Genomic DNA, 19,459 nt, shown 5'->3' on the forward strand with positions numbered 1-19,459 from the left:
GGTGCTTCGACCACTCGCCGTGACTGTGTACTGACCGTCACGACCGGGGGGAGACTGGGGGCATGGATCCCCGGTCTCCCCTGACTCATTCATCCGCGGTCTACGCCGACTACAACGGCACCACACCCGTCGACCCGCGTGTCGCCGACGCGATGATGCCGTTCCTCACCACCCACTTCGGCAACCCCTCCAGTGCCCACGACTTCGGGGCGGCGCCGGCCGCCGCGGTGCGCACGGCGCGGGAACAGGTCGCGGCGCTCGTCGGCGCGAGCGCATCGGACGAGATCGTCTTCACCGGCAGCGGCACCGAAGCCGACCACCTCGCCATCCGCGGCGTGCTGCGGGCGGTGGGGGCGGCCTCGGGCGCGGGGTCTGTGTCGGACGGAGGGACCGCCTCGGGCGCGGATTCCGGCACGCACCTCATCGTGCAGGCGACGGAGCACCCGGCCGTGCTGGCCGCCGCCGAGGCCGCAGTCGCCGACGGTGCCGACGTCACCATCCTGCCCGTGGGCCCCGACGGACTGGTCGACCCCGCCGTGCTGGCTGAGGCTCTGCGGCCGGAGACGGTCCTCGTGTCGATCATGCACGCGAACAACGAGACCGGTGCGATCCAGCCCATCCGGCAGCTGGCGGATGCAGCTCACGCGGGTGGGGCGCTCTTCCACACGGACGCGGCGCAGAGCGTCGGGAAGGTGTCCGTGGACGTCGACGAGCTGGGAGCCGACCTGCTCACGGTCGTCGGGCACAAGATGTACGCGCCCAAGGGAGTGGCCGCGCTCTACGTGCGGTCCGGCGCGCCCCTCGCGCCGCTGCTGCCCGGCGGCGGGCAGGAAGGCGGGCTGCGGGGCGGGACGGAGAACGTCGCCGGCATCGCGGGGTTCGGGGAGGCCGCCCGGCTCTGTGGGGAGGAGCTCGAGGCGGGGTCGGTCGAGCGGATGCGGGCACTGCGGGATCGGCTCGCCGCGCGACTCGAGGAGCTGCTGCCCGGGCGGGTGCGCCTCAACGGGCCGCGCGAGCAGCGGCTGCCGCAGACCCTCAACGTGAGCATCGACGATACGCGGGGGATGGACGTGCTGGCGGGGGCGAGCTCGGTCGCGGCGTCGACGGGCTCCGCCTGCCATGCCGGGGCGGATGCGCCGTCACCGGTGCTGTCCGCGATGGGCGTGGAGGTCCCCCGGGCGATGGGGGCGCTGCGCCTGTCACAGGGACGCTGGACGACTCCGGACGACGTGGAGCGGCTGGCGCAGAGCATCGCCGAGGCGGCCACGGGCCGGGACTGAGTGGATGGCCGCGCGGAGGCGGGGGAGGCGTGTCACTCCACGCGTGCGCGGGCGTGAGCCCTCGGCGTGGTGGAGCGTGACAGCGGCATCGCGACGAGCAGGACTGCCAGCGGGATGACGAGCGCTGCCCGCAGCCCCCAGTGCTCGCCCGCGAAGCCCAGGACCGGCGGTCCCGCCAGCAGTGCGACGTATCCGATCATCGATACGAGTGCGATCCGTGACGCAGGATGATCGCCGCTCGCGCCGGCCGCGGAGATGGCCACGGGGAAGCCGAGCGAGGTGCCCAGACCCCACAGCACGACGGCCGCGACTGCGACCCCCGGATGGTCGACGAAGGCGACCAGTCCCAGACCGATCACGCCGAACCCTGCGCTCGCCGCCAGGACGCGTGCACGCCCCAGCCGGGCGACGACCGGGTTGCCGACGAACCTGCCCAGCGTCATCGCGGCCGCGAACACCGCGAACATACCGGAGCCGAGGCCGGGGCCCAGACCGTGCCCGTCGACCATCACGAGGGGCAGCCAGTCGTTGGCGGTGCCTTCCGCGAGCGCCACCGCGAGCGTGATGACCGCGATGAGGAGCAGGCGAGGATCCCGCCACACCTGAGACCTCCTGCGCGGTGGGGCGGCGGAAGGAGCAGGGGCGGGGGCCTCGGCGGCGGAGTCGTCCGCATCCGTGCCATGAGTGCGTCCAGTGGCCGGTGGCAGAACGCGCGCCGCGCGCAGGAGCGCTGCCGCGATGACGACGGCGACGACCGGCAGATGCCACAGCGGGTCCACCTGGAAGGTGACGGCGAGGATCCCGATCCCGGAACCGACCAGGGTGCCCAGGCTGTAGCTGCCGTGGACCACGGGGAGGAAGGGGCGACCGGTGCGGGTCTCGACCTCCGCGCCCTCGACGTTCAATGCGACCTCCGCGCTGCCCATCCCCAGCCCGAACACACCCAGACCCGCCATCGCAGCGGCCTGACTGCCGACCGCTGCACCGCAGGCGACCAGGACGAGACTCAGGCTGATCCCCACGATGCCGGCGACGATGACGCGACGTGCGCCCCAGCGGGCGACGAGTGCACCGGACGCGAGGATCCCCACCATCGACCCGATCGACAGGCCGAAGAGCACGATCCCCATCTGCGCGGTCGTCGCAGCGACGAGGTCCCGGATGACAGGAGTCTGCGTCACCCACGACGACATGCCCAGCCCGGGGAGGAAGAACGCCGTCGCGACCGCGACCTTGAGACGACGGATGCCGTGACCGGAACTGCCGTCAGCGGTCGAGGATGAGGGGCGGGGATCGGTAGGCAGGACGCACCTCCTTCCAAGAGTGCTCATCGTGTCATCACACCGAGGCCGGGGCTTCGCCGGGTTCGGCGGCCTCGCACGCGAGGCGGTCTTGACGCTGTGTGACTCCCGATGACCACGTGCGTCGCTGCGGCATCCTCACACCACTCACCTGGCAGGACGATGGGGCTCTCTCGTTTCTCTCTCGTTTCTGTCGCCGTCGGAAGGCCCGCCATGCCCCTCAGTGTTCGTCGTTCTCAGGGTGGGGACCCCACCCCAGCCGGTCACGGTGCCGCAGCTGGTGACGGTGCCGCAGCCGGGCGCGGTGCCGCAGCTGGTGACGGTGCCGCAGTGCACTGCGGCGCTGCAGCCCCGATGGGAGGTCTCGCCTGATGTCGCAGTCGGTCACGTTCGAGTGCGTGTCGAAGTCGTTCGAGCACCGCGGGCGCACAGTGCCGGCGCTCGACGACGTCTCCCTCACGATCGACCCGGGCGACATCTACGCGATCGTGGGCTATTCGGGTGCGGGGAAGTCGACCCTGCTGCGCACGGTGAACGCGCTTGAACGGCCCACGACCGGGTCCGTGTTCGTGGGCGAGAAGGAGATCTCGTCGCTGCGGGGCAAGAGCCTCCTGTCCGCCCGGCAGCGGATCGGCATGGTGTTCCAGCAGTTCAACCTGCTGCGGTCGCGCACCGTGTACAAGAACATCGCCTACCCGCTGCGCCTGGCGGGGCTGAGCGAATCCGACACGATCGACCGCGTGGAAGAGCTGCTGGACTTCGTGGGGCTCTCCGACAAGGCCCTGCAGTACCCCAGCCAGCTGTCCGGTGGGCAGAAGCAGCGGGTGGGGATCGCCCGCGCGCTCGCCACCCGGCCGGACGTGCTCATCTCCGACGAGGCGACGAGTGCGCTCGACCCGGAGACGACCCTCGAGGTGCTCGACCTCCTCAAGAGGGTGAACGAGGAGTACGGGGTCACCGTCCTCATGGTGACCCACGAGATGGACGCCGTGCGCGAGATCGCGGACAAGGTCGCCGTCATGCAGAGCGGCCGGGTCATCGAGGAAGGCAGCGCCTCCAGCGTGTTCTCCGACCCGCAGACGGGCACCGCCAAGCGGTTCGTGGCCTCCGTGCTGCGGCACCGCCCGGATCCGCGGTCCCTGTCCACGATCCGGAAGGTCCACACAGGGCGGCTGGTCGAGGTGCGGGTGGGCGACCGCGAGTCCAACGACCCGTTCCTGTCCCGCATCACCCGCGAGCACGGCGTCGACTTCAACATCGTCTACGGCGGGGTGAGCGAATCGAAGGACAGCCTGTTCGGCCGGCTCACGATCGAACTGCTGGGTGCGGGCCCGGACGTCGACGCGACGATCGCCGCCCTGCGGAGGGCCACCGACGTCGAGGAGGTCGCAGCCTGATGCGCGTCACGGATTTCAACGCCTTCCTGCCACGTCTGTCCGATGCGATCTTCGAGACGCTGCTCATGGTGGCCGTGTCCTTCCTGCTGGCGGGGGTCGTCGGCATCCTGCTGGGGCTCGTGCTCTACGCCTCGCGGAAGGGCAACCTGCTGGAGAGCAGGACGGTCTTCGCCGTCCTCAACTTCGTCATCAACATCGTCCGGCCGATCCCGTTCCTCATCGTCGCGGTGTCGCTCATCCCGCTGACCCGCGCGATCATGGGCACGAGCATCGGCCCCGTCGCCGCGATCGTGCCGCTCACCGTCGTCGCGAGCATGTCGATCGCCCGTATCGCGGAATCGAACCTCGTGTCCGTGGACCCAGGCGCCATCGAGGCCGGTGCCGCGATGGGTGCGAGCCCCTTGCGGATCCTCTTCACGATCGTCGTGCCGGAAGCGCTGGGCCCGCTCACGCTGGGGATGACCTACATCTTCGTGGCGCTCGTCGACGCGACAGCGGTCGCCGGTGTGATCGGCGGCGGAGGCCTGGGTGACCTCGCGATGCGCTACGGCTACCAGCGGTTCGACTGGCTGGTCGTCGCCGTGATCGTCGTCGTCCTCGTCCTGCTCGTGCAGTTCGCGCAGGCCCTGGGGAACTGGGTCGCACGGAAGGTCATGCACTGAGATCGAAAGAGGAATAATGCCTGGTCAGGTGCACTATGCGCAACAGTGTCCCCTTTGGCTAACAATCGAGTAACGCCCTCGAATCAGTTTCCGTCCAGCTCTGTTCTGTGTCCGAGTCGGCTGTCAGACTGTGCTCAGGTCTTGCACAGGTGCCCGGCCGGACGTCGGAGTTCCCGCCTGTGCGTCAGTTCGCGAGGAGATCGAGCCGATGGCGCTCCGAAGAATGATGACAGTGGCGGGTTCTGTTGCCGTGATCGCGCTGGGCCTCAGCGCCTGCGGTGCGACGGACAACGGTGACGACGCGTCGGTGGAAGCCGACGCCGGAAATGGTGACGTCGACTGGAGCGACTGCACCCCGGGCGAGGAGTCCGCGGAGGTCGACCTGGACTCCGAAGACGACAAGGACATCACGATAGGTGCTTTCAACGGCTGGGACGAGTCCTATGCCGCGGCACACCTCACGAAGTACGCGCTCGAACAGGACGGCTTCACCGTGGCTGTCGAATCCTTCGACGCGGGCCCGGCATTCACCGCGGTCGCGCAGGGCGACATCGACTTCCTCATGGACAGCTGGCTGCCGGTCACGCACGAGGACTACATCCAGCAGTTCGGCGACGACATGGAGGCCCAGGGCTGCTGGTACATCGACGCGAAGAACACGATCGCAGTGAATGAGGACTCGCCCGCCCAGTCACTGGCGGACCTCAAGGAGATGGCGGACGAGTACGGCAGCACGATCTACGGCATCGAAGCGGGGGCGGGCCTCACCCGCATGACCGAAGAGAAGATGATCCCCACCTACGGCCTGGAGGACTGGGACTTCAAGATCTCGTCCACCCCGGCGATGCTCGCCCAGCTGCAGTCGTCGACAGACTCCGGTGAGAACATCGTCGTCACCCTGTGGCGTCCGCACTGGGCGTACGACGCGTTCCCGGTCCGCGACCTCGAGGACCCGGAAGGCGCGATGGGTGCGGGCGAAGTGGTCTACAATTTCGCCTACTCCGGGTTCGGCGAGGACCACCCGCAGGTCGCCCAGCTGCTGAAGAACCTCGTCATCACGGACGAGAACCTCGCAAGCCTGGAGAACACCATGTTCTCGGAGGACAACTACGCCGGGGAGAACCTCGATAAGGCAGTCGCCGAATGGGTCGAGGACAACGACACCTTCGTCGACGACTGGAAGGCGGGCGCACTGGCGGGCTGACACCGCCGCGGGGCAAACCGCGCGCCGGTGTCAGAGGGGACTGCGTCAGAGGAGACCGTTCTTCTTCATGGTGCTGCGCCCCACCAGCCACAGCACCAGGCCCAAGATGGTGATGACACCGCTGCCGATCGCACCGAACACACCGATGAAGACACCGCCGATCCCTCCCAGGATGCCTCCGACGTCCGTCGGCGGCCCGAGCGTGACCTCCACATCCGGAACCGGTGCGCATGTGGTCGTGTAGGTTCCGGCGGACTCGGCTTCGAAGCCACCGTCGGACACGCGGGTCTCGCCGTTCAGCGTCACACGATGGGCCCCCGGGCTCCTGATCTCGCGCGGCGCGGGTCCGGTGACAGTGCAGTTCGCATCTGCAGTGGCGACGACGGGCGGGGAGTCGGAGTAGACGTTCGGCTCACCGGGTTCACCGGGAACGTAGAACAGGAGGCGCTCGCCCTCCTCCAGCGTCACGTCCGTAGGACCGGCCACGACCGTTGTGTCCGATGCGGTGTCCGCAACGCGCGTGAAACCCGTGATGGCGACAATCGTGCCGATCACCAGGCACACGACGATGAGGGCCGCGCCGATCCAGAAGAGCACGCGCCCCACAGCGCGCATCCGCTTGCCCGGTGGGCGGACGTGGCCGGGATGTCCATCGGCTCCTGCCGCGTGCATGGGGTTCTCCATTCGGTTGTCGTCCCTCCGATTGTGCACCCAATGGCCCTTGCGCACGCATGCAGCGGGGTGGCTGATCCGCAACACGCAGCGGTGATGAGGGCCCATTGGCGGAATGATGACTGGATTTCCAGGTGCGGACGACGTGCACGCGCGTAGGGTGGAGGTATGACTGAGTACGCTGGACAGCAGCTCACGGAAGCACTGCAGGACGCTCGACTCATCGACTGGCACGCCGCAGATGATGGCCTGCGCGCCACTTTCAACACGGGTGATTTCGTCACCGGCCTGGACTTCGTCCAGCGCATCGCGGCGGTTGCTGAAGATGCCGGACACCACCCGGACCTGCTCCTCACATATCCGACTGTGGGGGTCCGCCTCATCAGCCACGACGTGAACGGGGTGACGGACCGGGACCTGCAGCTGGCCCGTCAGATCAGCGATCTCGCGGTCGGCGCGGAGATCGAAGTCGCCCCCACCGACTGAGAGGGCCGCGATAGCCTGACGGCGGCGCTGCGGGACTTGCGGTCGCAGCGCCGCCACTCGTGTCCCCTCCTGAAAGGCTCCCGTGCTCACTCGAAACGACGTCCTCGCCGCACAGGAGCGCATCCGTTCGCACGTGCGGCGCACCCCGATGCTCGCCGTCGCAGGCGCGAACTCCTCTCCGTCGTTCCTCCTCAAGTGCGAATATCTTCAGCACACCGGATCGTTCAAGGCACGCGGCGCGTTCAACCGCGTGCTGTCGACGCTGGAGCGCGGAGAGCTCGACCCGGGTGTGGGGATCGTCGTCGCCTCAGGTGGGAACGCCGGGATGGCGAACGCGTACGCCGCACGTCAGGCAGGGGTGCCCGCCACGGTCTTCGTGCCGGAGACCGCTCCCCCCGTGAAGGTCGCTCGCCTCAGGGCGTACGGTGCCGTCGTCGAACAGGTCGGATCGGAGTACGCGGAGGCGTTCGCCGCCGCGATGGAACACACGGAACACACCGGTGCCGTCTACTGCCACGCATACGATCAGCCGGAGATCACTGCCGGTGCTGGCACGATGACCGAGGAGATCCTCGAGGACGCCCCGGACGTCGACACGATCATCGTCGCTGTGGGCGGTGGCGGGCTGATCGCCGGGACTCTTGCTGCGGCGGAGGGCCGGGCGAAGGTCGTGGGTGTCGAGCCGGTGACGGCCGCGACGCTCGCGACCGCGCTGGAGGCGGGCGCACCGACCGATGTCGACGTGTCCGGCATCGCCGCGGATTCTCTGGGCGCGCGGAGGATCGGCGACATCTGCTTCGACACCGCCGGGCGCGTGGGCGTCACGAGCCTCCTGGTCGACGACGACGCGATCATCGCCGCACGCGCGGCGCTGTGGGAGGAGTTCCGGATCGCCGCAGAGCACGGTGCCGCAGCCGCCTACGCCGCGCTGCTGGCCGGCGCCTACGTGCCCGAGGCGGGGGAGCGGGTCGCGGTTGTCGTCTGCGGGGCGAACACGGATGTCTCGACTCTCTGAGCGTCTGAGCGGAACAGTGCGTCGACGAGACACCGTCCTCGAGTTCGAGACTCCGGTACGTTCCACAGTGTCTCGAGCATGAGTGCGGTGTCTCGCCGATCGGGGTGCCGCCGGCTAGCGCCTCACACCCCTGCGGAGTCGAACGCGATCTGATCCGCTTCGCGCAGGATGCGGGCGCTCTCGTCGAGCTGCGCCTGCTCCTCGTCGGTGAGCTCCGGCGTGAGCACGCGTACCGCCCCTTCGCGTCCCAGCACGGTCGGCAGCCCGACGAAGGTGTCGTACTCCTCGCGGTAGGAGGCGACGGCCATGATCGCGTGGCTGTTGTCGACGATCGCCTCCGCGATCTGCGCGACGACTGCGCCGATCCCGTGCTGGCTGGCGCCGATGCCCTCGATGATCGAGATGTTCGAGTACTTCACGGCCTCGCGGATGCGATGCTCGACGGTTGCGATATCCTCGCCCGTCTCTTCGATGAGGTCGAGGACGCGCCTGCCACCCACCCGGGCCGTGGACCACGCATACACCGCCGAGGTCCCGTGCTCACCCAGCACCATCGCATCGACCTCGCTCGCGGGCACCCCGAGCTCCTGCCCGATCCGGTAGCGGAATCGCACCGTGTCGATGGTCGTGCCGGATGACAGGATCGTCATCTCTGGGGCGAGCCTCCGTGCGAGTGCCGCCAGCGGGTCCGGCGGATCGGTGACGACGAGGACGGTCGCCGTGGGGTCGACCTCCCGCAGCTGCCCGATCATGTCCGCGTAGGCGCGTGCGTTCGCGGGGATGAGGACGCGGCGACCGGCGTCGTCCGACCGGTCGGTCGCCCCGCCGTCCTTCTCGTTCACGCCTGCGGTGATGATGACGAGGTCGGCGCCTGCGAGGTCCGCATAGTCGCCGGCGCGCACCCGGGACCGTGAGGTTGCCGCCGCTGCGTACGTGAAGTCCTCCGCCAGTCCCACAGCCTTCGCGTGGGTGCGGTTCACGATGATGATCTCCGGGTCCACGCCGGTCGGGGCGATGAGGGAGGCGATGGTCGCCGCTGTGACGGCGCCCGCGCCGATGATGCCGATGCGCTTCATAGAGGATGCTCCTCGTCGTCGAAGGTGGGGTTGTGCTCTGAGCCGTGCCGCAGAGCGTTCTGTGCGCCTGCGAGAGCCTCCGCCAGCATACTCGCCAAATTCCATTCCGTGAAGGACGCATTTCAGTAGGTGAAATCACTGCGTGAGCGCGCGGCTCGCGCCACGTGGCCCCAGCGCGACGGCCCCGCCCTCAACCCCGCCGCCACCACCTGATATGATGAATCCATCATGTCATCAATCAGTGATCAACGGCCTCTGTACGAGATCAAGGCGAACCTCTTCAAGGGTCTCGCCCACCCCTTCCGCATCCGGATCCTCGAACTGCTGGCCGCGGCTCACGACCGCGCTCAGGTCGAGGCGCCCGCCGCCGAGCCCGGTGAGATGAGCGTCTCCGCCCTCCTCCGCGAGACGGAATTGGAGGCATCCCATCTGTCCCAGCACCTGGCTGTCCTGCGTCGTCACCGGCTCGTCGGCTCCCAACGGCGCGGCAGTCACGTCTACTATCGCCTGCTGCACACGCGCGTCGCAGACATGCTCGCCGTGGTGAGGTCCCTGGTCCTCGATACCCTGGCCGCGGACGAGAAACTGCTGGCGGAAGCCGGTACCCTCCCGAAGCTCCACACGACGCCGCTGGCGGAAGGAGAGCGCTCTTGAACCCTCTGAACGTCTGGAACCGCCTGCGTGGACTCCTGCCGGACCGCTCCGACTACGCGCAGCTGCGCACCACGTGGCGCGGTGACCTGGTCGGAGGCATCACCGTCGGCATCGTCGCGCTGCCGCTGGCGCTGGGCTTCGGCATCAGCTCCGGTCTCACCGCCAGTGAAGGCCTCATCACCGCGATCGTCGCCGGGTTCCTCGCCGCCGTCCTGGGCGGGTCGAACGTGCAGGTGTCCGGTCCGACGGGCGCGATGGTCGTCGTGCTGCTGCCGATCGTCGCCTCCCACGGGCCCGCCGCCGTGGCGGTCGTGTCGATCATGGCGGGCATCATCGTCGTGCTCGCGGGGCTGCTGCGGATGGGGCGTGCCGTCGGCGTGATCCCGTGGCCGGTCATCGAGGGCTTCACCCTGGGGATCGGCGTCATCATCTTCCTGCAGCAGATCCCGTCGATCATGTCGCCGGGCGGTGTGGGGGAGGGCGAGCACAGCACGAATGCGCTCATCGCCGCGATCCAATCGATCGCGGACGCCGACTGGACCTACACCGCATGGGCGGCCGGTGCCGCCGTGCTCGTCATCGCCGTCATGCTGCTGGTCGACCGGCTGCACCCGGCGGTCCCGGGTTCGCTCCTGGGCATCATCATCGCGACCGTGCTCTGCCTCGTGCTCACCAACCCGCTGGCCGTCATCGGCACACTCCCGACGGGGCTGCCCACCCCGTCCCTGCCGCAGTTCGCCATCGCCGACCTGTCGAGCCTGATGGGGCCGGCGCTGGCTGTCGCGGCACTCGCGGCGATCGAGTCGCTCCTGTCCGCCCGCGTCGCCGCCTCCATGGCGGAGACCGGTCCGTACAACGCGGACCGTGAGCTCGTGGGGCAGGGGATCGCGTCGGTGGGCTCGGGCCTGTTCGGCGGCATGCCCGCGACGGGCGCGATCGCGCGGACCGCAGTGAATGTGCGCTCCGGCGGCCGCTCCCGGCTGGCATCCGCCATCCACGCCGTCGTGCTGCTGGGCGTCGTCCTCTTCGCTGCGGGCCCTGTCGGGATGATCCCGCTCGCCGCGCTCGCGGGAGTCCTCATGCTCACGGCGTGGCGGATGATCAACTGGATCACCGCCGCCTCCATCATGCGATCGACGCGAGCCGACGCTGCGTCGTTCATCCTCACCGCCATCGTGACGGTCGCGTTCGACCTCGTCGTCGCCGTCCTCATCGGCGTCGTCATCGCCGGCTTCTTCGCGATCCGCAACCTCTCCCGGCAGACGCGCGTCTCCCGGCAGCCGTTGCCCGGTGAGCCGCAGCCCGGCGACGAGAGGGTCGCGATCATCCGGGTCGACGGTCCGCTGATCTTCGCGGGCGCGGAGCGGGTCTTCGACGAGGTGATGGAGTTCGAGGGGGTCGTCGTCGTGATCCTGCGCATGTCGAGCGTCGAGGTGATCGACGCGACCGGCGCCCACGCACTGTCGGACATCGTCCAGACGCTGGAGCGCCGCGGGGTGACCGTCCTCATCAAGGGGGTGCAGCCTCGGCACGAAGAGCTCTTCCGCACGGTGGGCGTGCTGCGATCGCTCCGCCACGCCAACCACCTGTTCGAGGACCTCGACGAAGCGATCGCACACGCGCGCAACCACGTCGAGAGGGCGGGGCTGCGGAACTGAGCGACTCTGTGGCGGGGCAGGGCGCCTCGGGTGCGGGTTTGTGCGAATCTCTCGAAGATGGTGAGATCGGACTGTGTCGATCGACGTGACGGTTCCGGTATCACCAGCAGAGCTGGACGAGGTCGTGGACGCCCTGCGCGGCTGGCAGGCCGACGGCGAGCCGATGCAGCTGCACCCGGGTGACATCGGGTGGTTCTGGCGGTTCGGCACCCGGGTCATCGCGGAATCACTGCGGGTATGGCGGCGGAACGGGCGGATCGAGGCGGTCGGGCTGCTCGACGGTGCCGCCCTCCTGCGGCTGGGAGTCTCGCCCGAAGTGCGCGAGGATCCCGTCTTCCTGTGGCGGCTCGCCTCCGACGTCATGCGACCCGACCGGGGCGTCCTGCCGGCAGGAGGCGTTGCCGTCGAAGCACGCTTCGCGGGTGCCTTCCGCGACCTTCTGCTCGCGGGTGGCTGGCGCGACGGCGAACCGTGGACCCCGCTGTCCCGCGACCTCACGCAGACGGTCCGGGACCCCGGCGCGAGGGTGGAGGTCGCGACGCCGGACACCGCCGACCTGCGCACCGCTGTGCAGCGGGCCGCGTTCTCCGGCTCCACGTTCTCGACGGCGAAGTGGCGCACGATGGCGGGCTGCCCCGTCTACCGCGACGCGCGCTGCCTGGTCGCCTACGACGACGACGGCACCGAGGTCGCGGCCGCCACCGCCTGGTCCGCAGGTCCCGGCCGGCCCGGGGTCCTCGAACCCGTCGGGGTCCACCCGCTCCATCGCGGGCTCGGCTACGGGCGGGCGATCACCGTCGCCGCAGCCGCTGCACTGCGCGACATGGGTGCGACGAGCGCCCTCGTGTGCACGGAGACTGCGAATGTCGCTGCTGTCGCCACGTACCGATCCGCGGGGTTCGAAGAGCACGCTGCGGTGCCCGACATCGAACGGGTGTGACGCGACCGCGCGGGTGCTGCTGACTCTTCGAACGGAGTTGTCAGCAGTGAGCCGGGTGTGGGTCATCGTCAGGAGCCATCGGCGCTGAGTCGGGTGTCAGCGGCGCGTCTTCAGGTGTCGTGAGCGCTGCGCAGTGCGGACAGGTCGGACAGCTCCATGCGCACGGAGGTGTTGACGAGCCGGACACCCGGTTCGCCTGCAAGGCCGCGGTGCGGAGTGGAATGGAACGCGGTCCGCCGGTCGGGGAACGTCCGGGCCACGGTGGAGAGGAAATCGAGGTCCGTGAAGGCGGCCTCCTCGAAGCAGTTGACCACCTCGGCGCCCAGCAGGCCGACCCGGCCGCGCGACTCCGCCCCGGCTGCGACGAAGCTCGAGAACCCGTAGGCCTCGTGCATGCTCATGACCTGCGGAAGGTCACGGATCTCGAGCCCCTGTGAGGCGGGTTCGTCGGGGTGAGCAAGGGGGGAGCCGGCCCGCGCTTCCGGGAGGTCACGCACCAGCCAGTACTCGGTCGCGATCGGGCGGAGGCCCGTCGACGTGTAAAGACCGATCGCCGCCTCGTTGTCCACGAACACATCCAGGCTCAGCGTCGTGGCCTCGCGGAATTCGCACGCGAACGCGGTGAGCAGACGCCGTGACAGCCCTCTCCGCCGGAACTCGGGGAACACGACCAGGGACGACAGGAAGCCGGCACCCGACGGCGGGACCCGGAAATCGGCGAATGCGGCGGGGCCTCCGTCCGGCCCGGCGATGACGCGCAGCCGGTGGTGGGGGAACGATGCGGGGAAGCGGGTGACGAGACGCAGGTAGTCGAGGTACCCGTGCTGATTGTCGACGAGGAAGCGCTGGTGCTCCGGTTCGACCGTGCTCCGGAGGATGTCGCCGAAGTGCGCGAGATGCTCGTCAGCCAGCGGCTGCACCCGGAGATCGTCGGTGCGCCCGGTATCGGTGGTCTTCGGTCCTGCCGTGCCCTTCATCCCTGTCGCGGCTGACACAGTGGCAGTCCTCATGCCCGCAGTGTCCGCCGTGCCTGCTGCGTCCGTGCTCACAGTCATGTCCGTCGCCCCCTCAACTCCGCCGCGCCCTCTCGACGTCGAAGTCCTCCATGACGGACGACGGGTCCTCCACGACCCCGTCGCTGCGCAGCACCGCGGCGACGGTCTCGAGCAGGAGCCGCAGGTCCCGGCGGACCGACAGGCCGTCCACGTACTCGACGTCCCATGCCAGGCGGTCGTCCCAGCCCACCGTGTTCCTGCCCCGCACCTGCGCCAGCCCGGTGATCCCCGGGCGGACGAGGAGCCGGCGGGCCTCGACCTCGGTGAAGTGCTCCGTGTACGACTCCAGCAGCGGCCTGGGCCCCACCAGGGACATGTCGCCGCGGAGCACGTTGAGGAGTTCGGGGAGCTCGTCGAGGCTGGTGCGGCGCAGGAGCCTGCCGCACGCGGTGAGTCGCTGGTCGTCCGGGAGCAGCTCGCCGTCCGCGCCGACGGCATCGGTCATGGTGCGGAACTTGAGCATCGTGAACGCGGCTCCGTGCCGGCCGGTGCGCCACTGCGTGAAGAGCACGGGAGCACCCAGGCGGATGCGCACCGTGATCGCGACACACAGCAGCAAGGGGCTGAGCACGAGCAGCCCGATGGATGCACCGACGACGTCGAGCACCCGTTTCACCGCGAGGCGTAGGGGTGTGCGTCTGCGAGCATGCAGATTTCGAGCATGGGGGCTGTGAGCGCGCGGATTGCGAGTGCGCACCCCGCGAGTGCGAGGCGAACCGTCCGTTGCTGGTCCGACCGCCGGTTCGACTGCTGGCCCGACCATGCGCACTCCTCTCCTGCAGCTCTCGAACTCCGCTCGAGCGCCCTCCTAGGACACGTATAGCCGTGAGGAGTGCGGGGGAGATAGGGGTCGGGGAGGTTCATGCGGTCGTCCGCAGCGTTCTGCGGGTCGTCCCGTCCCGTTGCGGGATCCCGCAGTTACTGCGCGGTAATCCGCAGTGCGGCGTCAGAGCCGGCTGGAAAGCGAGGTATCGCCGTTAGCGTGGGAGCAGCCTGAGGCGTTCGCCCTGAGACGACCGCGTCGGCACTCGTATCGGTGAACTCACGGAAAGCGGCTGGATCTGATGAAGAGTTTTCGAGTTCTGGACCCGAGGTCGCCGGCGGACTGGAGTGCCTGGTGCGAGATCTGGGACAGGTCACCCATGCAGCTGCCGTACGCGCACCCGGGCTACGGCGACCTCCTGCGTCCGTCGGACGGCAGGCTGTACGCGGCGGTCCGGGAGGACACCGAGTCCACGGTCCTGTACCCGTTCGTGCTGAGGCCGATCGGTGACGGCCCGCGTCATGACATCACGTCCCCCTACGGCTACGGAGGCCCGCTGCACTGGGGCAGCGCTGACGCCGAGGACGTCGCAGAGCGGTTCTGGGCCGGCTTCGACCAGTGGGCGCAGTCGAACGCGGTGGTCGCCGAATTCATCAGGTTCTCCCTGTTCGACGACGTCCTCCCGTACCCGGGCATGAAGCGGTCCCGGAATCTCAACTTCGTGTGCGAGCTGCCCAGTACGGAGGACGAACTCTGGGCGAGCCTGCACAAGAAGGTGCGGCAGGGCGTTCGGCGCGCGCAGCGCATGGGCCTCGACATCGTGGTCGACACGACGAACGCGCGCATCGACGACTTCATCCGCATCTACAGCGGGACGATGGCGCGCCGCGAGAGCGATGACTGGTACCGGTTCAGCGACGAGTTCTTCGAGGGCCTCCACGCCGCCATGGGTGATCGGACGGTGATCGTGTGTGTGCTCCACGAGGGGCGGGCCGTTGCCGCGAATCTCCTGCTCGCAGGGTCCGACGCGGTCTACGCCTTTCTCGGCGGCACGGACGAAGAGGCGTTCAGCATGCGTCCCACGGAGTTCATGGAGTTCCATTCCATGAACTGGGCCCGAGAGAACGGGTATCGCCATTACGTGCTGGGCGGTGGCGTGCACGCGGGGGACGGGCTGGAGGGCTACAAGAAGCGGTTCGCCCCGAACGGGGGAGTGCTCTTCCACACCGGTGAGAGGATCTTCGATCCGCAGGCGTTCGATGAACTGGTGGCAGGACGGCGCCGTGAGTTCGAGGCGGCGGCGGTGCCATGGGACGAGGAGGCCGAATTCTTCCCCCGGTACCGCCTGCCGATCCCGCACGAGGCCCGAACCGGGGCGAACGGGGAGGTCGGAGCGACCCTCTGAGTGAGGACCGGTGTCTGCGGACCTGCAGGTCACCGTGGCCCCCGGGCCCGTTCCATGGACGCTGTCGGTGTGGTCTGGGTAACATCGCAGGTGAGTAGGTCGACATGACGATGGGGTCCCACGGCGACGGAGGGTGCACATGACCACGATCGCGAGTCTGAGCGTCTCCCTGGACGGGTTCTACACCGGCGTGGACCCCAGTCCGCAGCAGCCGATGGGTAAAGGCGGGGGAGCACTCCACGGATGGTTCGACCACGGGATCGCGGACCGGACGCAGCTCACGGCGGACGACGTCCTGCGGCACGAGCTCGAGCGCACCGGCGCCATGGTGATGGGCCGCGACAGCTATGAGCATGCGCAGGCGGCGTGGGGGCCTCGGCCGCCTTTCCGGATGCCGCTCTACGTTGTGACGAACCGCCCACGCCGGGACGAAGTGCGGGAGGGCTCGACGTTCCACTTCGTCGGTTCATTCGACGAAGCGTGGGCCCTGGCGCGGTATGACGCCGACGACCTGGCAGTCGGTCTGCACGGCGGCGGCGCGATCCGACAGGGACTGGTGGGCGGATACGTCGACGAGCTCCAGCTGCATCTTGTGCCAGTCCTGCTGGGACTGGGGCGGAGGCTGTTCGACGAGACGGTGGCAACAGCCGCGCGCTTCGAGATCGCGGGAGTGACTGAGGGGTCTGGCGTCACGCATGTGACGTACCGGGTGCAGCCGTCCGGCTGACAGTCCTGCGATTCGCGGAATGACAGGAGCCCTTGACGGTGGAATCATTGGTCCATGACTGGATCGCATTGGAATCAGATGCTCCGCGATCAGTTCACGTGGCACTGGCGCCATCTGCTCCGCGAACGACTGACGGGCATGACCGACGACGAGTACTTCTGGGAACCGGCCCCGGGAAGCTGGAGCGTGCGGCCCCGGGGGACGGGCGTCGCGCCCGTCCAGGCCGGTGCGGGAGCGATGATCATCGACTTCGCGTTCCCGGAGCCGGACCCCGCGCCCTTCACGACGATCGCCTGGCGGCTGGGTCACGTGACCGTCGGTGTGCTGGCGATGCGGAACGCCTCGCACTTCGGGCGGGACCCGGTCGACTACTACACCTTCGACTACGCGGTGACCGCCGAGCAGGCCCTGGCACAGCTCGATGACGAGATCGCCACGTGGCTGGACGGGGTCGAATCCCTGGGCGAAGACGGGTTGCACCGCGCCTGCGGGGAAGCGGAAGGGCACTTCGCGGAGGACCCCATGTCACGGCTGGTGCTGCACATCCATCGCGAGCTGCTGCACCACCTCGCGGAAGTGTGCCTGCTGAGGGATCTGTACCTGCATACACAGAATGAGGGAGTGCAGGGTGGCCAGGTGAGCGGAAGGGGCTCCTCATGAGCACATCGGTCCAGATCACGTTCGACGCGCACGACCCGCGGGCGCTGTCCCTCTTCTGGCGCGAGGCGCTGGGCTACGTGCACCCGCCGCCACCGAGGGTGAAGCTGGCGCGCGGTGCGGACGCTGCGACGGCGCTCGCCGCCTGGGACGAGTTCCTCGAAGAGGTGGGTGTGCCCCCGTCGCAGTGGAACTCGTCCTCCGCGCTCGAGGACCCGGAGGGGAAGGGGCCGCGGATCTTCTTCCAGCAGGTTCCGGAGGACAAGATGGCGAAGAACCGCGTGCATCTGGATGTGCGCACCGCTCCCGGCCTGGTCGGTGAAGAGCGGATGGCGGCGTTCGAGGATGAGTGCGCGCGGCTGGTGGCGCTGGGTGCCACCCGTGTGAAGCGCTTCGACCCGGATCCGCCCTTCAGCTACGGATTCATCGTCATGACGGACCCGGAGGGCAACGAGTTCTGCCTCGACTGAGCATCCGGTGCCGTCACGCAGGGGCCACCACCAGTCACGCAGGGGCTTCCGCCTTCGACGGGCCCTGACGATCGAGCAGCCCCCACACGTAGAGCGCTGCGACGGCCAGGATCACGATCGAGGCGATGAGCGGCGCGACGACGCTGAGGTTGTCGATGAGGCCGCCGCCCACCAGGGCACCCAGCATCATGGATCCCTGGATCGCGGCCACGAGGATGCCGCCGGCCGGTTCGGCGTGGTCCGGGTAGGTGCGCGTGACCCAGGTGGACCATGAGACTGCGACCATGCCGAGGAAGAAGCCCCACAGCCCGACGCAGGCCATCGCCGCCACCATCGACCCGCCGGTCGCGAGCAGTGCGAGGAGCGACACGACCTCGGCGACGGCGACACCGGCGAGGACGGTGCGGATGCTGATCCGTCCCAGCAGGCGCGGGGCGGCCATCGTCCCGAAGAGGCTCGTGACACCGAAGATGAACAGTGTGAGGGAAACCTGTCCGGTCATCATCCCCGACACCTCTTCGAGGAACGGCCGCACGTAGGTCTGGAACGTCTGTCCACCGCCGAACATCAGCATGACGCCGACGAGCCCCAACGCCAGTCCGGGCTGTTTGAGTGCTGTGGCGAGCCCGGTCCCGTTGCTCGCGCTCTGCGTGGGCATGGAGGGGAGGGCGAAGAGGAGGGCGACGAGTGCGATCGCGGAAAGCACCGTCAGGCCGACGAAGACTCCGCGCCAGCCGAGGATCCCGCCGAAGAACGCGCCGAGCGCAGGAGCGGCGACCATCGCCACAGAGCCTCCACCGAAGATGACGGCGAGTGCCTTGGGGACGTCGGATACCGGGACGAGCCGCAGTGCGAGCGAGGCCGAGAGCCCCCAGACACCACCGACCGACAATCCGAGGAACAGGCGCGCGGTGAGCATGATCGCCGTGCTGGGTGCGAGGGCGACGACCAGGCTGGACGCGACGAGGACTGCGGTGAGCGCCAGCAGGACGGGGCGTCGGTCGACCCTGCGCGTCATCGGTGCGGTCAGGAGGCTGGCGGCGATCGCGAAGATCGCGGTCGCCGTGACGGACTGGCCGATCAGCCCCTCCGTCGCGTCGAGGCCGGCGGCCATGGGGGTGAGCAGGCTGGCGGGCAGTTGCTCCGCAGCGTTGAGGAGCGCGACGACGACGGCCAGTGCTCCGACTGCGACCCATGACGCGGCGCGCGCTCCTTCTTCCGCTTGCAGCGTGTCTGTGGTGTCCATGGTGCGCCTCCTGGGCAAGTAAGCGGAGTCGAGTCATCCGGTTAGTAGCAACCCAACACCGTATGTGGATGCGAACAATCCGGTTAGTGCGGGCGCTGAGGGGGTTGGGTGCTGAGGGGGTGGGTGCCGCAAGTGCTTCGCACGAGCTCGGGGCGCGAGGGGGCGGGGTTCACGGTGACGCCGGGGTCTTGGCGCTCACTTCGTTGCGGCACGCCGGTGGGGTGCGGCGTCGTGCTGCGGGAGCCGGCGCGCGGTCACCGGCGTGTGCGCGTCAGGAGGGGAGGTCCTGCACGTACTCCTCAGTGACCGCGTGCAGCTCCGCCAGGAGGGTGTCGAGCTCTTCGAGGAGGCTGGTCGGGTAGGAGCTCATCGTCGCATCCAGGCGCACGGCCAGGGGGTCGAAGAACGCTTTCGCGACCTCCTGCACCCCGGCGGTGGACTGCAGTGTCACGACTCGCCGGTCGGAGTGGATGCGACTCCGCACGACATGGCCGGCCTCTTCGAGGCGGTTGAGGAGTGACGAGGTCGCGCCCGATGTCAGTCCGATGCGTTCGCTGAGGCGTGCCGGGGAGAGGTGCATGCCGCGTTCCTCCGCTTCGAGGATCTCGATGAGGGCGGTTGCGTCCGTCGGGTGCAGCCCGAGGCTTCCGGCGAAGCGCTTGCTGATCTCTGCCGAGATCGCGCTGCAGGAGCGAAGGCCTGCAAGCACGGCTTCCCGAGGTTCCGGAGCATCCTGCTCCGGCGAGGTCTTGCGACCTTTCGTCATCGTGCCTCCTCGTCGTGTGAGTCCG

General features: G+C 68.8%; 20 protein-coding genes. 13 read left to right on the plus strand and 7 right to left on the minus strand.

Annotated features, from left to right (window positions below):
* Positions 1-62 precede the first annotated feature (62 nt).
* Entirely contained in the window at positions 63-1,280 is a 1,218-nt protein-coding gene (locus tag JFC09_RS15020; RefSeq protein ID WP_198394856.1) for a cysteine desulfurase family protein, read from the plus strand.
* A 32-nt stretch (positions 1,281-1,312) separates the two neighbouring features.
* Here the strand turns inward: JFC09_RS15020 and JFC09_RS15025 are convergent, their stop codons facing one another.
* On the minus strand, positions 1,313-2,611 hold the full coding sequence (locus tag JFC09_RS15025) for an MFS transporter (RefSeq protein WP_198394857.1): 1,299 nt from the start codon (positions 2,609-2,611) through the stop codon (positions 1,313-1,315).
* A 341-nt stretch (positions 2,612-2,952) separates the two neighbouring features.
* Here JFC09_RS15025 and JFC09_RS15030 point away from each other — a divergent pair, with 341 nt between their 5' ends.
* The 3 genes from JFC09_RS15030 to JFC09_RS15040 all read left to right on the plus strand — a co-directional run bounded on the left by JFC09_RS15030 (position 2,953) and on the right by JFC09_RS15040 (position 5,844).
* Entirely contained in the window at positions 2,953-3,978 is a 1,026-nt protein-coding gene (locus tag JFC09_RS15030) for a methionine ABC transporter ATP-binding protein (protein WP_198394858.1), read from the plus strand.
* Positions 3,978-4,640 (plus strand): methionine ABC transporter permease, encoded by a 663-nt coding sequence (locus JFC09_RS15035; protein ID WP_198394859.1) that lies wholly within the window; start codon positions 3,978-3,980, stop codon positions 4,638-4,640. Before JFC09_RS15030 ends, JFC09_RS15035 begins: the two co-directional genes overlap by 1 nt.
* Before the next feature lie 208 nt (positions 4,641-4,848).
* Positions 4,849-5,844, plus strand: a complete 996-nt coding sequence (locus JFC09_RS15040; RefSeq protein ID WP_232483671.1) for a glycine betaine ABC transporter substrate-binding protein — start codon at positions 4,849-4,851, stop codon at positions 5,842-5,844.
* 45 nt (positions 5,845-5,889) lie between these two features.
* Here the strand turns inward: JFC09_RS15040 and JFC09_RS15045 are convergent, their stop codons facing one another.
* Positions 5,890-6,516, minus strand: coding sequence for a hypothetical protein (locus JFC09_RS15045; RefSeq protein ID WP_198394860.1), 627 nt, complete (start codon positions 6,514-6,516; stop codon positions 5,890-5,892).
* A gap of 168 nt (positions 6,517-6,684) precedes the next feature.
* Here JFC09_RS15045 and JFC09_RS15050 point away from each other — a divergent pair, with 168 nt between their 5' ends.
* The gene (locus tag JFC09_RS15050) at positions 6,685-7,002 is read left to right on the plus strand and encodes a 4a-hydroxytetrahydrobiopterin dehydratase (RefSeq protein ID WP_198394861.1); all 318 of its coding nucleotides are present in this window, start codon (positions 6,685-6,687) and stop codon (positions 7,000-7,002) included.
* An 82-nt stretch (positions 7,003-7,084) separates the two neighbouring features.
* Entirely contained in the window at positions 7,085-8,017 is a 933-nt protein-coding gene (locus tag JFC09_RS15055) for a threonine/serine dehydratase (protein ID WP_198394862.1), read from the plus strand.
* A 122-nt stretch (positions 8,018-8,139) separates the two neighbouring features.
* Here the strand turns inward: JFC09_RS15055 and JFC09_RS15060 are convergent, their stop codons facing one another.
* Positions 8,140-9,093 (minus strand): malate dehydrogenase, encoded by a 954-nt coding sequence (locus JFC09_RS15060; RefSeq protein ID WP_198394863.1) that lies wholly within the window; start codon positions 9,091-9,093, stop codon positions 8,140-8,142.
* 228 nt (positions 9,094-9,321) lie between these two features.
* Between JFC09_RS15060 and JFC09_RS15065 the strand changes: the two genes are divergently transcribed.
* The 3 genes from JFC09_RS15065 to JFC09_RS15075 all read left to right on the plus strand — a co-directional run bounded on the left by JFC09_RS15065 (position 9,322) and on the right by JFC09_RS15075 (position 12,345).
* Positions 9,322-9,747, plus strand: a complete 426-nt coding sequence (locus JFC09_RS15065; RefSeq protein WP_198394864.1) for an ArsR/SmtB family transcription factor — start codon at positions 9,322-9,324, stop codon at positions 9,745-9,747.
* 5 nt (positions 9,748-9,752) lie between these two features.
* Complete coding sequence (locus JFC09_RS15070; RefSeq protein WP_198394905.1) at positions 9,753-11,405, plus strand: SulP family inorganic anion transporter; 1,653 nt, start codon at positions 9,753-9,755, stop codon at positions 11,403-11,405.
* 73 nt (positions 11,406-11,478) lie between these two features.
* Entirely contained in the window at positions 11,479-12,345 is an 867-nt protein-coding gene (locus JFC09_RS15075) for a GNAT family N-acetyltransferase (protein ID WP_198394865.1), read from the plus strand.
* Positions 12,346-12,455: 110 nt separating this feature from the next.
* Here the strand turns inward: JFC09_RS15075 and JFC09_RS15080 are convergent, their stop codons facing one another.
* On the minus strand, positions 12,456-13,355 hold the full coding sequence (locus tag JFC09_RS15080; protein WP_198394866.1) for a GNAT family N-acetyltransferase: 900 nt from the start codon (positions 13,353-13,355) through the stop codon (positions 12,456-12,458).
* A gap of 58 nt (positions 13,356-13,413) precedes the next feature.
* On the minus strand, positions 13,414-14,007 hold the full coding sequence (locus JFC09_RS15085; protein WP_198394867.1) for a sugar transferase: 594 nt from the start codon (positions 14,005-14,007) through the stop codon (positions 13,414-13,416).
* A gap of 535 nt (positions 14,008-14,542) precedes the next feature.
* Between JFC09_RS15085 and JFC09_RS15090 the strand changes: the two genes are divergently transcribed.
* The 4 genes from JFC09_RS15090 (at position 14,543) to JFC09_RS15105 (ending at position 17,422) form a co-directional block, all read left to right on the plus strand.
* Positions 14,543-15,568, plus strand: coding sequence for a GNAT family N-acetyltransferase (locus tag JFC09_RS15090; protein WP_198394868.1), 1,026 nt, complete (start codon positions 14,543-14,545; stop codon positions 15,566-15,568).
* Positions 15,569-15,707: 139 nt separating this feature from the next.
* Positions 15,708-16,295 (plus strand): dihydrofolate reductase family protein, encoded by a 588-nt coding sequence (locus JFC09_RS15095; protein WP_198394869.1) that lies wholly within the window; start codon positions 15,708-15,710, stop codon positions 16,293-16,295.
* Positions 16,296-16,349: 54 nt separating this feature from the next.
* A complete protein-coding gene (locus JFC09_RS15100) occupies positions 16,350-16,955 on the plus strand; it encodes a DinB family protein (RefSeq protein WP_198394870.1) in 606 nt (201 codons plus the stop codon).
* Positions 16,952-17,422, plus strand: a complete 471-nt coding sequence (locus JFC09_RS15105) for a VOC family protein (protein WP_198394871.1) — start codon at positions 16,952-16,954, stop codon at positions 17,420-17,422. The genes JFC09_RS15100 and JFC09_RS15105 overlap by 4 nt, the downstream gene beginning before the upstream one ends.
* Positions 17,423-17,456: 34 nt before the next feature.
* Here JFC09_RS15105 and JFC09_RS15110 read toward each other — a convergent pair whose 3' ends face one another.
* Positions 17,457-18,668: an MFS transporter gene (locus JFC09_RS15110; RefSeq protein ID WP_198394872.1), complete on the minus strand. Its 1,212-nt coding sequence runs from the start codon at positions 18,666-18,668 to the stop codon at positions 17,457-17,459.
* Positions 18,669-18,939: 271 nt separating this feature from the next.
* Positions 18,940-19,434: a MarR family winged helix-turn-helix transcriptional regulator gene (locus tag JFC09_RS15115; protein ID WP_198394873.1), complete on the minus strand. Its 495-nt coding sequence runs from the start codon at positions 19,432-19,434 to the stop codon at positions 18,940-18,942.
* Positions 19,435-19,459: the final 25 nt, after the last annotated feature.

This window comes from Brevibacterium yomogidense (assembly GCF_016107685.1).
Classification (GTDB): Bacteria; Actinomycetota; Actinomycetes; order Actinomycetales; family Brevibacteriaceae; genus Brevibacterium; species Brevibacterium yomogidense.

Bases quoted from the DNA above. Each gene is read 5' to 3' on its own strand.
- JFC09_RS15020 (WP_198394856.1), top strand. From the start codon at position 63: ATGGATCCCCGGTCTCCCCTGACTCATTCATCCGCGGTCTACGCCGAC.
- JFC09_RS15025 (WP_198394857.1), bottom strand. From the start codon at position 2,611: ATGAGCACTCTTGGAAGGAGGTGCGTCCTGCCTACCGATCCCCGCCCC.
- JFC09_RS15030 (WP_198394858.1), top strand. From the start codon at position 2,953: ATGTCGCAGTCGGTCACGTTCGAGTGCGTGTCGAAGTCGTTCGAGCAC.
- JFC09_RS15035 (WP_198394859.1), top strand. From the start codon at position 3,978: ATGCGCGTCACGGATTTCAACGCCTTCCTGCCACGTCTGTCCGATGCG.
- JFC09_RS15040 (WP_232483671.1), top strand. From the start codon at position 4,849: ATGGCGCTCCGAAGAATGATGACAGTGGCGGGTTCTGTTGCCGTGATC.
- JFC09_RS15045 (WP_198394860.1), bottom strand. From the start codon at position 6,516: ATGCACGCGGCAGGAGCCGATGGACATCCCGGCCACGTCCGCCCACCG.
- JFC09_RS15050 (WP_198394861.1), top strand. From the start codon at position 6,685: ATGACTGAGTACGCTGGACAGCAGCTCACGGAAGCACTGCAGGACGCT.
- JFC09_RS15060 (WP_198394863.1), bottom strand. From the start codon at position 9,093: ATGAAGCGCATCGGCATCATCGGCGCGGGCGCCGTCACAGCGGCGACC.
- JFC09_RS15065 (WP_198394864.1), top strand. From the start codon at position 9,322: ATGTCATCAATCAGTGATCAACGGCCTCTGTACGAGATCAAGGCGAAC.
- JFC09_RS15080 (WP_198394866.1), bottom strand. From the start codon at position 13,355: ATGAGGACTGCCACTGTGTCAGCCGCGACAGGGATGAAGGGCACGGCA.
- JFC09_RS15090 (WP_198394868.1), top strand. From the start codon at position 14,543: ATGCAGCTGCCGTACGCGCACCCGGGCTACGGCGACCTCCTGCGTCCG.
- JFC09_RS15095 (WP_198394869.1), top strand. From the start codon at position 15,708: ATGACCACGATCGCGAGTCTGAGCGTCTCCCTGGACGGGTTCTACACC.
- JFC09_RS15100 (WP_198394870.1), top strand. From the start codon at position 16,350: ATGACTGGATCGCATTGGAATCAGATGCTCCGCGATCAGTTCACGTGG.
- JFC09_RS15105 (WP_198394871.1), top strand. From the start codon at position 16,952: ATGAGCACATCGGTCCAGATCACGTTCGACGCGCACGACCCGCGGGCG.
- JFC09_RS15110 (WP_198394872.1), bottom strand. From the start codon at position 18,668: ATGGACACCACAGACACGCTGCAAGCGGAAGAAGGAGCGCGCGCCGCG.
- JFC09_RS15115 (WP_198394873.1), bottom strand. From the start codon at position 19,434: ATGACGAAAGGTCGCAAGACCTCGCCGGAGCAGGATGCTCCGGAACCT.